Origin of the sequence: uncultured Maribacter sp. (assembly GCF_963974015.1) — a bacterium.
Classification (GTDB): Bacteria; Bacteroidota; Bacteroidia; order Flavobacteriales; family Flavobacteriaceae; genus Maribacter.
Window position 1 is genome coordinate 585706 of record NZ_CAXBBZ010000002.1, and the last position, 11869, is coordinate 597574.

The 11869-nt window shown below is 33.8% G+C and carries 12 protein-coding genes; 8 read left to right on the forward strand and 4 right to left on the reverse strand.

What is annotated here, in order from left to right; all coding sequences use genetic code 11:
• Nucleotides 1–39 precede the first annotated feature (39 nt).
• Both AACZ41_RS07080 and AACZ41_RS07085 read right to left on the reverse strand, forming a co-directional pair.
• Nucleotides 40–420, reverse strand: a complete 381-nt coding sequence (locus tag AACZ41_RS07080) for a glyoxalase superfamily protein (RefSeq protein WP_339627666.1) — start codon at nt 418–420, stop codon at nt 40–42.
• Between the two features lie 99 nt (nt 421–519).
• A complete protein-coding gene (locus AACZ41_RS07085; RefSeq protein WP_339627667.1) occupies nt 520–720 on the reverse strand; it encodes a hypothetical protein in 201 nt (66 codons plus the stop codon).
• A gap of 167 nt (nt 721–887) precedes the next feature.
• Between AACZ41_RS07085 and AACZ41_RS07090 the strand changes: the two genes are divergently transcribed.
• Both AACZ41_RS07090 and AACZ41_RS07095 read left to right on the forward strand, forming a co-directional pair.
• Complete coding sequence (locus AACZ41_RS07090; RefSeq protein WP_339627668.1) at nt 888–2915, forward strand: S9 family peptidase; 2028 nt, start codon at nt 888–890, stop codon at nt 2913–2915.
• Between the two features lie 8 nt (nt 2916–2923).
• On the forward strand, nt 2924–3760 hold the full coding sequence (locus AACZ41_RS07095; RefSeq protein ID WP_339627669.1) for an endonuclease/exonuclease/phosphatase family protein: 837 nt from the start codon (nt 2924–2926) through the stop codon (nt 3758–3760).
• 89 nt (nt 3761–3849) lie between these two features.
• Here AACZ41_RS07095 and AACZ41_RS07100 read toward each other — a convergent pair whose 3' ends face one another.
• On the reverse strand, nt 3850–4683 hold the full coding sequence (locus AACZ41_RS07100) for an alpha/beta hydrolase (protein WP_339627670.1): 834 nt from the start codon (nt 4681–4683) through the stop codon (nt 3850–3852).
• 127 nt (nt 4684–4810) lie between these two features.
• Between AACZ41_RS07100 and AACZ41_RS07105 the strand changes: the two genes are divergently transcribed.
• Complete coding sequence (locus tag AACZ41_RS07105; protein ID WP_339627671.1) at nt 4811–5419, forward strand: FMN-binding negative transcriptional regulator; 609 nt, start codon at nt 4811–4813, stop codon at nt 5417–5419.
• A gap of 349 nt (nt 5420–5768) precedes the next feature.
• Nucleotides 5769–6293, forward strand: a complete 525-nt coding sequence (locus AACZ41_RS07110; protein WP_339627672.1) for a CIA30 family protein — start codon at nt 5769–5771, stop codon at nt 6291–6293.
• A gap of 47 nt (nt 6294–6340) precedes the next feature.
• Here the strand turns inward: AACZ41_RS07110 and AACZ41_RS07115 are convergent, their stop codons facing one another.
• Entirely contained in the window at nt 6341–7393 is a 1053-nt protein-coding gene (locus AACZ41_RS07115) for an NAD(P)-dependent alcohol dehydrogenase (protein ID WP_339627673.1), read from the reverse strand.
• A gap of 247 nt (nt 7394–7640) precedes the next feature.
• Between AACZ41_RS07115 and AACZ41_RS07120 the strand changes: the two genes are divergently transcribed.
• The 4 genes from AACZ41_RS07120 to AACZ41_RS07135 all read left to right on the forward strand — a co-directional run bounded on the left by AACZ41_RS07120 (nt 7641) and on the right by AACZ41_RS07135 (nt 11661).
• Nucleotides 7641–8147, forward strand: coding sequence for a DoxX family membrane protein (locus tag AACZ41_RS07120; protein ID WP_339627675.1), 507 nt, complete (start codon nt 7641–7643; stop codon nt 8145–8147).
• 241 nt (nt 8148–8388) lie between these two features.
• Nucleotides 8389–8745 carry a DUF2141 domain-containing protein gene (locus AACZ41_RS07125; RefSeq protein ID WP_339627676.1) on the forward strand — a complete coding sequence of 119 codons (357 nt, stop codon included), beginning with the start codon at nt 8389–8391 and terminating at the stop codon, nt 8743–8745.
• Between the two features lie 114 nt (nt 8746–8859).
• The gene (locus AACZ41_RS07130) at nt 8860–10830 is read left to right on the forward strand and encodes an adenylate/guanylate cyclase domain-containing protein (RefSeq protein ID WP_339627677.1); all 1971 of its coding nucleotides are present in this window, start codon (nt 8860–8862) and stop codon (nt 10828–10830) included.
• A gap of 222 nt (nt 10831–11052) precedes the next feature.
• Nucleotides 11053–11661, forward strand: a complete 609-nt coding sequence (locus tag AACZ41_RS07135) for an HD domain-containing protein (RefSeq protein ID WP_339627678.1) — start codon at nt 11053–11055, stop codon at nt 11659–11661.
• The last annotated feature ends 208 nt before the right edge of the window (nt 11662–11869 follow it).

Sequence of the window (11869 nt, forward strand, 5' to 3'; positions counted from 1 at the left end):
TTTTATTTACTGAATATCAATTAGTTAAACTCAAAAATATTAAACATCCCTATAGAATGTTAATCCGTTTTTAAAAGGGTCGTAAAAGGAAAATTCTTTTGTTCCCCAAGCAGTTTCCCTTAAAAGGGTATGTGGATTAAAGATATCCTTTGTTCCATATTCTTGGTATAAAGATTCAATATTTTGGGTAACAATGCGCAACATAGGCCTAATAATTTCCGTTTCCCATGCTTTGGCATCATGCCATTGTAAATGAAGTTCTATAGCATCTCTAATAATACCAGCATATTTAGGTTGTTTAGAATCGTCAGCAAAAGCAATCCTAAACCCCAAGCGATTGACATAAAAATCCAAGCCCTCTACTACGTCCCAAACAGGGAGTACCGGATGTATTTGATGTAAGTAACCTCTGTCTTCCATATAACAAAAATACGAAAGACCATAAATACGGATAGCCGTTATAATATAATTAAGTGTTACATCAATAGGTGAACGGTTCGTTTGAAACGAATCGTCTAATTATTTTCTTCCCCCAACCAACGATACGCCTAACGAAATTATACCCAAAACTATAGTGATATAGGCATTGGTATTGTCTTGTTCTTCCACTTTGAATATTCCTAGATCCAATGACGCCTCGGGCATGATAAGGGTATAAATGCCATAAATTAACAATACGACACCCACAATAAGGAGAATTGATTTTACCGGTTTATTCATGATTATTTGATTTTGTAGTTGATGGTTAAGGTAGTTAAAATAGTCTTTCAATACCCGTACCACTTATCAACAACAAAAAACGTCATTGTTAGCTATAATTAAGGATATTAGGTTACCGCATTACAATTCATTTATGTAAATTCATGTCGTAACCAAAAAATCGACCAATGAAGATAAAATTACTTCTACCCATTCTCCTTTTTGTTTCATTCCCACTAGTCGCCCAGAATGAAAGTCTTTTGGAGCTAACGGATATTTTTGATATGGAGTTTGTCTCCGATCCACAAATTTCTCCAGATGGCAATAAAATTATTTATGTTCGGAATTTTAAGGATATTATGACGGACAAGAACCTGTCCAATCTATGGATCATTAATTACGATGGTTCCCAAAACAGGCCTTTAACGACCGGAAACCAAAACGACTTTTACCCGAGATGGTCCCATGACGGAAAGAAAATCATCTTTAAATCGAACAAGGCAGATAATAGGATGAAGCTGTATATGATGTGGTTAGACACAAAAGAAACAGCTCCTTTAACAAATACACCCAAAGCACCTGGAGCAGTCAGTTGGTCCCATGACGACCGCTATTTGGCATTTACAATGTTCGTTTCTGAGGCTGAGGAATCTATTGTTAAATTACCAACTAAACCAGAAGGTGCAAAGTGGAACACTCCTCCTACTTACATCGATAAATTAAATTATAGGGGTGACGGCCAAGGGTATATCAAAGGTGGCCATGACCAATTGTTCACCCTCTCCATTGATGGAGGTACGCCCAAGCAATTGACAACTTCAAAATTTGACCACGGAGCTCCTGTTTGGGCTAAAAATGACAGAACATTGTACTTCTCAGCTAATTTTAATCCTGATGAGGCTTTTGAACCCGCAAATAGTGAGGTGTATGCCCTGAATATTTTAACAGCTGAAGTTTCTCCGTTAACTACTAGATATGGTCCTGATGCTTCGCCAGTAGTTTCTCCAGACGGTAAAATGATTGCTTACATGGGGAATGACGACAAATTACAGGGATATCAGATTACGGAATTGTACGTAATGAATTCTGATGGCACCAACTCAAAATTACTTTCCGGAAGTTTTGATAGGGACATTGCCAATGCCCAATGGGCCAATGATGGTAAAGGTCTTTACTTTCAATATGATACAGAAGGTGCTACTAAAATTGGACATATCTCCTTAGATGGAAAAGTTACTACACTTGTTGACGGTCTTGGCGGATTATCGTTAGGCAGACCTTATAATGCTGGAGATTTTACAGTTTCAAAAAATTCAAGATTTGCATATACGCTAGGGAACACGCAACACCCTTCTGATTTAGGTGTTGCCGATAAAAAAAGTTCTAAGCGATTAACTTTTGTAAACGATGACCTTTTCTCGTTCAGGGATTTAGGTAAGACAGAAGAAATTTGGTGGAAGTCTTCTTATGACCAAAAAGACATTCAGGGTTGGGTGGTTACGCCACCAAACTTTGACCCAAGTAAAAAGTATCCGTTCATTCTAGAAATTCACGGTGGGCCATTTACAAGTTACGGTTCTGTATATAGTGCCGAAATACAGGCATACGCAGCAGCGGGTTATGTAATATTATACGCTAACCCAAGAGGTAGTACAAGCTACGGAGCAGAGTTTGGAAACTTAATTCACCATGACTATCCAAACCATGATTATGAGGACTTAATGAGCGGTGTGGATGCCGTTATTGAAAAAGGCTTTATAGATACAGATAATCTTTTTGTGACCGGTGGTAGTGGCGGCGGAGTGCTTACGGCATGGATTGTTGGTAAGACAGATAGATTTAAAGCTGCCGTAGTTGCTAAACCGGTTATTAACTGGACAAGCTTTGTACTCTATGCCGATGGTGCCGCATTCTTCTCTAAGTATTGGTTCGGCAAAAAACCTTGGGAAGATCCAGAAAACTACTTTAGACGTTCACCGTTAATGTATGTAGCAAATGTGACTACTCCTACCATGTTACTAACGGGAGAAGAAGATTATAGAACACCAATTGCAGAATCAGAACAATTCTATACCGCCCTAAAGTTAGAAGGTGTGGAAACGGCTATGGTGCGTATACCAGGAGCAGGACACGGCATTGCGAATAGACCTAGTAATTTGGTCGCTAAAATTGCCTCGGTTTTGGCGTGGTTCGACAAGTATAAGACCAAAAAATAAACAAGATTATGAGATTTTTCAAACTAGTAGGTATTGCATTTGTATTCCTTATAGTCAACAAAGGTTTTAGTCAAGACATATCGGTATTGACCTATAATATTAAATGGGACAATACCAATGATACCGTTAACAATTGGAACGATAGAAAAGATGCTATGGTTAGTTTACTAAAACATTACCAACCCAGTATTATCGGTATGCAAGAAGTGGTGAACGGGCAACTGAATTATTTAGTTACGAATTTGCCAAATTTTGCTTCTATAGGCGTGGGCCGCGAAGATGGAAAAGAAAAAGGTGAGTACTCCCCTATTCTTTATGACACCCAGCTATTAAAGGTACTAAAGAGTTCAACATTTTGGCTGTCCGATACTCCCGATAAAATTTCTGTTGGTTGGGATGCGGCCTTGGAGCGTATCTGTACCTATGCCCTTTTTGAAGACCTGAAAACAAAAAAACAATTTTGGGTTTTCAATACTCATTTTGACCACATAGGGGTTGTAGCCCGTGAAAAATCTGCCGAGCTAATTGTCTCTAAAATGAAGGATATAAATGTGGACAACCTGCCTGTAGTTTTAATGGGCGATTTAAATTTGACTCCGGACGAAACTCCAATTCTATATTTAAAAGATGCCTTAACCGATGGTCAGTCTATTACCGAAAAAACTTTTTACGGACCGACTGGGACCTTTAATGGTTTTGACCAAGACCGGGTATTAACAAACCGAATCGACTATATTTTCGTAGATAGTTTTAATGTTCTAGAGTATATGCATATTGATGATAGAATGGAAAACAACAAACATATTTCTGACCATTTGCCTGTATTGGCTACGATTTCATTTTAAAAATAGCTTTTCATAAAAGTCTTAAGCATAAATAATTATCCCGATTGCATAATTGCATCGGGATATTCTATTTGTTTGAATGAAATAAATTACTTCTTCAGAAAAGAAATCAAAATTTTATTCAATTCATCTGGGTGGGTCACATTAAGTCCGTGCGGAGCGCCCTTAACGACTTCATAAGTACTGTACTTTATACCTTCTGCGGCTTGTTTCGCTGAAGTTTCAATAGGCACTGTAGCATCTGCATCACCATGAACTATTAAAGTAGGTACAGTAACATTTTTTAACTCCGATCTAAAATCGGTATGCATCCATGACAATGCAGTTTGTATCGTTGCTCTAGGCGATGCGAACGAAGCAATCGTGAAATCATAATCGAGTTGCGCTTCGCTTACCCTTTCCCCTTTATTTTCATCATAATTGTAAAAACCTTTACTGAATTCTTTTAAGAACCCAACTCTGTCTTTTTGTAGCGCAACAATAATTCCGTTTAAAGCATCCTCCGGTACTCCATCGGGATTATCCGATTTTTGTTTTACTAGTGGAATAATAGAACTGATTAGTGCCGCTTTTGCAATTCTGCTAGAACCATAATCCGTTAAATAGCGAACTACTTCACCACCACCCATAGAAAATCCGACGATAATTGCGTCTTTCAAATCTAACTTTTCAATAATGGCATTTAAATCACCGGCCAATGCAGAGTAATCATATTCTCCCCATGGTGAAGAAGATGTACCAAAACCTCTACGGTCGTAAGCAATACATCGAAAACCTTCTTCGACAATTTTCCAAACTTGTTGTTCCCACGATTTTCGACTCAAAGGCCAACCATGTATCAAAATTACAGGTTGTCCACTACCGTAATCCTCGTAAAAAATATCTACTTGTTCTTTTGCTGTTTTATTTGTTATAAATGGCATATTTTATCTTTTAAAAGTTACTTACAAGGTATTAAACAATAGGTAGTTAACTTAGCCCAATGCGTTAAATAATTGGTTCATAACCGAATGTTTAAAACGATTATATTTACCAACAAAACGAAATTATATGTTTATACCAGAGCACTATAAAAACAACGATATACATGAAATTCATAGTTTCTTAAAAAACAATAGTTTTGGTATTTTAATCAATACGATTGAGGGAAAACCTTGGGGTACCCATATACCATTAGAACTTGGAAAAAATAAAGAAGGTAAAGATGTATTGGTTGGCCATATTGCCAAAGCGAATCTTCAAAGTAAAAATATAAAAGACAGTGATGAAGTACTATGCATTTTTAATGGTCCACACAGTTATATTTCCTCTTCATGGTATCAGAAAGAGGAAGTCCCAACATGGAACTATGTTGCCGTTCATGTTTATGGAACGGTTAAAATTCAAAAAGCAGACGAATTACTCTCCTCTTTACATGAATTGGTAGATAAGTATGAGCAAAATTCAGAACATCCTATTTCAATAAATGATATGTCTAAAAAGACTATGAGACAGGTTACAGGTATAATTGGTTTTGAAATTATGATTAACGATATACAAGCCGTTAACAAACTGTCACAAGGTAGAAGCCATGACCATCCAAAAATAATTTCAGAATTAGAAAAGCAGGGTTCAGCTGAAAAAGCGATTGCCGAAGAGATGAAAAAACTTAAAAAATAGGCTGTGGTTGTAATTCTAGTTAAAAAATTAATCGACGAACTACATTTTAGTCTCATAATTAAATTTCAAAAAATAACCCAACCACCTATAATTCAATTGAATAAATAAAAAATTAAGGCTTTCGACAAACGGTAAAACTTACCCAAGTTTACAACGTAAATAAGGTGACTTTTAAACTCGAAAAAGATGATTTATATACTTTTCTGTTTTTACATGACCTTTGTTAGCGTTCTATTAGCGATTTCTTATCTCGCAAATAAAGATTTACAACCAGAATTGAAGTCGATCAAGTCAAAATAATATCGTTTAAGATATCTTTTGGTGAAATCAATCATTTAATTTTATGTATGTGGAAATTACCACATTCTATAATATCGCTATGACTGAACCTAAAAGCATTTATAATTTTTCTGGAACTTCTAAAATTGAAGAATGGCAAATTGTTAACGATGAAGTTATGGGAGGAATGTCAATGGGTCTAATCCAAATAAACTCAGAAGGAAATGGAGTTTTTAGTGGCCATGTTTCACTTGATAATAATGGAGGATTTTGCTTAGTAAGGTACGATTTAGAGCGTATTAAAGCGGAAGACTATTCATCTTTTGAAATTCGAATGAAAGGGGATGGTAAAAAGTATCAATTCCAATGCAAATCAAGTGACCTTCAAAGACATTCGTATATATACTCGTTTAGTTCTGGAAAAGATTGGAAAATAGTTACAATTCCATTCCATAAAATGGAACCTTATTTTAGAGGAAATTCTCTTAAAATGTCAAACTATCACGGCGATTTTCTTTCGCAAGTCGCCATTTTAATAGGAAACAATAAAGAGGAAGATTTTAAACTTGAAATCGACTATATTAATCTAAAATAAAAAAGAGCCCTTTTAAAGGGCTCTTTTTTATTTTTTAAAAGTAGTTTTTAACTGTCTTTCAAAGATTTCATATCAATTACAAATCTGTATTTCACGTCAGATTTTTGAAGCCTATCATACGCTTCATTAATATTTTGTATATCGATCATTTCTATATCAGAAACAACGTTATGCTCTCCACAGAAATCTAACATTTCTTGAGTTTCTTTAATACCACCAATCAATGAACCTGCAATACTCTTTCTTCCCATAATTAAACTTCCACCATGTAATGGGTCTAAAGGTTCAACCGCACCTACTATCACCATTGTTGAATCCCTTTTCAACAATGCCGCATAAGGATTCATGTCATGACCAACAGGTATCGTATTCAATAAAAAGTCGAAAGAATTAGCATGCTTTTTCATCTGCTCTTGATCCTTCGAAATTATAACTTCGTCTGCACCTAGTTTTTTAGCATCTTCACTTTTAGAAGGCGAAGTGGTAATCATTACTGTATACGCACCCATGGCGTGGGCAAATTTTATTCCCATATGTCCTAAGCCACCTAAGCCAATAACACCTACTTTATCACCTTTTTTCACTCCCCAATGTGCTAGTGGAGAATATGTGGTAATTCCTGCACATAATAACGGAGCTGCAGCCTTTGCATCTAAATTCTCAGGGACTTTTAATACAAATTCTTTATTAACAGTAACACTTTCAGAATATCCGCCGAAGGTATGTCCGCCAGAATGCTTGTCCTTACTATTATAGGTAAACGTTGCTCCTTTTTCACAAAACTGCTCTAAATCATCTTTACAAGCACTACAAGTTTGACAAGAATCTACTAAACAGCCAACACCTACTAAATCTCCTACTTTAAAGTTAGAAACACCTTTACCGACCTCTAATACTCTACCAATAATTTCATGCCCTGGTACAACAGGATAAACAGAATTTTTCCAATCATTTCTTACTTGATGCAAATCACTATGGCACACACCACAATAAAGTATATCTATTTTTACGTCATCTTCTAAAGTTACTCTACGTTCTATTTCGTATGGTTTTAAATCAGCATCCTTTGAATCTGCTGCGTATGCTTTAATTTTTTTCATGAATTTTTATTTTGTTAACAATATTAAATTTACAACAAAGAATAACCTTGTTGTACTATTCTACTGCTTTAACCCAACTTTAACGAAGTCGTTTAGTATGTGGCTCATAGAGCAAATAATAAACTTCAATAAGTTCATTGATCATAAAAAATTAATAACTTAAGGTATTCTGAATAAAAGAATTTGATTAAAACTGACATTTGTCATCTTCTAGTATTTTTAAAAAGTTTAAGTATAGATAGGATCAATGAACCAAATTCTTCTACCTTTAAAAAAACTAATCATTCCATTTAGGGTAGATAGGTTAATGCCCAATATTTTAATTTTAATACCTAGGGTACTAATAGGCTATTTACTTTCTTTTGTATTTGCTGTAAATAAATTTGGTACCCCTTGGACATCAAAATTCATAGGACTTGAATTATTTGAAGTCTCAGATTGGTTTGTTAAATTGGTAGAACAGTTCGGAACACCATTTACTCTAATGCCAGAAATGTTTGCTTGGTCTGCTGGTTTTACCGAAGCTTTGGGCGGCATTCTTTTAATGTTAGGATTAAACACTAGAATTACCGCTTTCTTTATAACTACCACCATGTTTGTTACAATAGCTTTTAGACCATGGGACGGGTCATGGAATATTATTCCCATATTTATTTTCTTTTGTCTTGGTCTATTTTTTATGGGATTTGGTTCTGGTAAATTTGGCCTGGATTATGTTTTAACTAGAAGAAATCCATACCAACTGCATTTTTAAAAGTTGTAAGCTACGTTTCAGTCTCACATTAGGCCAATTAAGTAATATCATTTTTAAAGTTTTATAGATAATCAGCATTTTCGAAGTAATCAATTCATCTATAAAACTTTAAAAATAAAAAAACTACTATTTACAATCAGTGTATTAGCATCAATCTTTACTGCAAAAGCCCAAAAAAATGATGGCATTACTTTAACCGTAATTATAAAAAATATTCTCAATAATGATGGCCATATCTTAAGTGCTTTGCACAACGAAGAATCATTTTTTTAAAAGTGATGGACTCATCATAAACCGAGACAAAGCTGAAATAGGAAAATTAACCCTAATATTCGAAAATGTTCAACCTGAGGAATATGCTGTTTCAATCTTACATTATGCGAATGACAACCACCGAATGGACTTTGAAGCGAACGGTATGCCAATTGAAAATTATGACATGAGCAATAATCCTATGCTAATAGACCCACCAAAGTTTGACGATGTAAAGTTCATTGTTGGTAATGAAGATTTGAAACAAAAATTAGGTTTTAACGCTTTTTGGTCTAATTTAAAGTTTTTGAGAAGTATATGGATTATTCAACTGATTTATGCATAAGTAGCCACAATTTTTTTTATATATTTTTTATTCTCTGCTTTAAATCAAGTGATTATAATTACTTTTAAATAAAAATAGCCTTTTCATTGAGTTTTAAAGGTTTCTCTAACAAATATGGGATTAAGTAAATTTTACATTTTTAGCCTTTTGTCATTGTTCTTCTACTCGGTCGAAATAATTGCACAAGACCTACAATTAGATAGTCTTAAATCTATAATTAACGAGAACAAAAAGGATACCATTAACGTGAATGCCTTGTTGGATATCTCAAACATCCTTTCCAAATCGGACACCTTAGAATCAAAAAATTATGCCCTAAAGGCAATTGACCTAGCGGAAGAATTGGATTATAAAAAAGGACAAGCTTATGGGTATAAAAATTTAGGTTTGCTACTATATGCCAAAGGTGAACTTAACAAAGAATTGATAGATTATTGGGAAAAATCCTTAGAATTATTTAAAAAAATAGATTTTAAAAATGGAATAAGCAACCTTCAAGGTAATCTAGGGAGTGTTTATCAAACTAAGGGTGATGACCCCACTGCATTGGCCTATTTTTTAAATTCATTAAGACTTGCTGAAGAAATAAATGAACCTAAGAGAATAGGCACAGCATATATAAATATTGGTAGTGTTTACGCCAATGAAAAAGCTACATATGAACAGGCCATAGAGTCATTTAATAAAGCTAAAAAAATATGCGAAAACATTGATTACAAAGAAGGAATAGCATATGCTGCTGTAAATATAGCTGAATTATATCTCAAGACAAATAATCCAAAGGCAGCACTACAGGTGCTTAATGAGTATATGACTTTCTTTGATAAAGCTGATGCAGATAAAGCCAATGGCCTAATCATGATCGGTAGGGCCTATGAGGACATGGGGGAGCCAAATATTGCCGAAAAAAAATACATGGAAGCCATTACCTTAGCTACTGAAAACGATGCTAAAATGGAAGCTTCAAAAGCCTATATCCAATTAGGGAATATGTATAACAAGAAGAATGAACTTTCAAAATCATTGGATAAATATGAAAAGGCATTGGAACTGACCGAAATAACAAATGTTTTACCGGATAAAAAAAAAATTTATGAGGGATTGGCAAATATCTATGCTAAACTTGGTAACTATGAGAATGCTTTTGATTTTCAAAAACAATTCTCTGCAGTTATGGATACAATTAGAAGTGATGATTATGAGCATACCTTAGGCAATTTAAGGTTTCAATATGATATTGAAAATAAGGAAAAGGAAATTCAATTATTAAATACCGAAAACAAAGTCAAAGAAATACAACTGGAAAAAGTGGCCATTTCAAAAAAATATTTCTACGCAGTTTCGGTCTTATTATTTGCTATAGCTTTTGGTGCGCTATTGCAATATCGTTTTGTTAAAAAATCAAATAGAAGATTAGCTGATGAGCAAAATAAGACGGAAAGCATATTACTTAATATTTTACCGGCTGAAACGGCCGAAGAACTAAAATTACACGGCTCTGTAAAGGCTAGGGAATTTAAACAAATTACAGTCCTTTTTACTGATTTTAAGGCATTCTCAACGGTTGCGGAACTAATTCCCGCAGATAAATTAGTAAAGAGTGTAGATTATTATTTTAAAAAATTTGATGAAATCGTAGAAAAATATGGACTTGAGAAAATAAAAACGATAGGTGATGCATACATGTGCGCAGGAGGTTTACCTACCGAAAATGAGACCAATGCCATGGATGCGTACAATGCGGCCATAGAAATATTACAATTTGTTAATAATACTCAAAAGAATCCGCCAAAGAATGTCCATCCATTTGAAATTCGAATCGGTCTTAATTCAGGTTCAGTAGTTGCAGGAGTCGTTGGAACTAAAAAATTTCAATATGATATCTGGGGCAATACTGTAAATATTGCCGCACGAATGGAATCCAGTTCCATTCCTGGTAAAATTAATGTTTCAGAAAACACCTATAATTTATTGAAGGATAAAATAGATTTTACCTATAGGGGAATAATAACCGTTAAAAATTCTAAAAAATTGAAAATGTATTTTGTAGGAAAAGAAATGAACGAAAATGAAATTATCAGTTAAAGTCTTTATAAAAAAACTTTTAGCTTGAAGTTAAATTGTATAAAATAATTGAAGATTTTTCTTATTAAAATAATTTTTGTAAGTTAATCCTTGATAATATATTTGCTGGAAACATAGAACCTATTATTGATGTCATTTTTCTAAAACCTTTTTTGAATACAATATTTTAAGTAATTTATTGTTTAATTTAATGAATATCAATTTTTCATTTTACAGTAGCTGATGAATTTGCACAACGAAAAGGCCTATCCTAAACTTTGTATGCAACTACTGTCCACCTTGGAAAAAAGTCTGCCAAATCATTTAACATATCATACACTGGAACATACCATTGATGTAGCCAATGTTTGTAATGCCTATATTGAACATTATAATATAGAGGAAAATGATGCTAAACTTATGCGAATTGCTGCTATAGGGCATGACTTTGGTTATATCATCTCACCTATAGAACATGAAGAAAGAAGTATTAAAAGCTTATCTCATATTTTACCGTCAATTTTAACCTCTGAAGAAATAGCATTGGTAAATGGTATGATTCGAGCTACAAAAGTCCCACAGCACCCAACTAATTTTATGGAGGAAATCATTGCCGATGCCGATTTAGATTATTTGGGAAGAACTGATTATGATTTGTTAAGTGGTGGCCTTTATAAAGAATTCCAATATTACGATATTGTCAACAATCAAGAAGAGTGGTTAGACCTTCAAATTAAATTTCTTGAAAATCATAAATTCCATACTTCATTTGCGTGTGAATTTAGAAAACCACTAAAACAACAAAAAATCAAAGAGTTAAAGGAAAAACGTAATGCTTTGGAATGTCAATAATCATTTTTACCGAGATATTTTTACTCCCACTTTTAACAAATAACAGATTTCAACTACATAATACCGATAAAATACTAATTTCTTCGATTAAATAGTATCACCCTAATAAATTAAGGTAATATTCTCTATTTTAATGTTTTGTATTATAAGTTTTTATAAATTTGATAATTCCCTCATTTCAATAACCTAGTCAAATAAGGTACTTATA

Coding starts and splice junctions, on each gene's coding strand:
- AACZ41_RS07080 (WP_339627666.1), bottom strand. CDS start 420: ATGGAAGACAGAGGTTACTTACATCAAATACATCCGGTACTCCCTGTT.
- AACZ41_RS07085 (WP_339627667.1), bottom strand. CDS start 720: ATGAATAAACCGGTAAAATCAATTCTCCTTATTGTGGGTGTCGTATTG.
- AACZ41_RS07090 (WP_339627668.1), top strand. CDS start 888: ATGAAGATAAAATTACTTCTACCCATTCTCCTTTTTGTTTCATTCCCA.
- AACZ41_RS07095 (WP_339627669.1), top strand. CDS start 2,924: ATGAGATTTTTCAAACTAGTAGGTATTGCATTTGTATTCCTTATAGTC.
- AACZ41_RS07100 (WP_339627670.1), bottom strand. CDS start 4,683: ATGCCATTTATAACAAATAAAACAGCAAAAGAACAAGTAGATATTTTT.
- AACZ41_RS07105 (WP_339627671.1), top strand. CDS start 4,811: ATGTTTATACCAGAGCACTATAAAAACAACGATATACATGAAATTCAT.
- AACZ41_RS07115 (WP_339627673.1), bottom strand. CDS start 7,393: ATGAAAAAAATTAAAGCATACGCAGCAGATTCAAAGGATGCTGATTTA.
- AACZ41_RS07120 (WP_339627675.1), top strand. CDS start 7,641: ATGAACCAAATTCTTCTACCTTTAAAAAAACTAATCATTCCATTTAGG.
- AACZ41_RS07130 (WP_339627677.1), top strand. CDS start 8,860: ATGGGATTAAGTAAATTTTACATTTTTAGCCTTTTGTCATTGTTCTTC.
- AACZ41_RS07135 (WP_339627678.1), top strand. CDS start 11,053: ATGAATTTGCACAACGAAAAGGCCTATCCTAAACTTTGTATGCAACTA.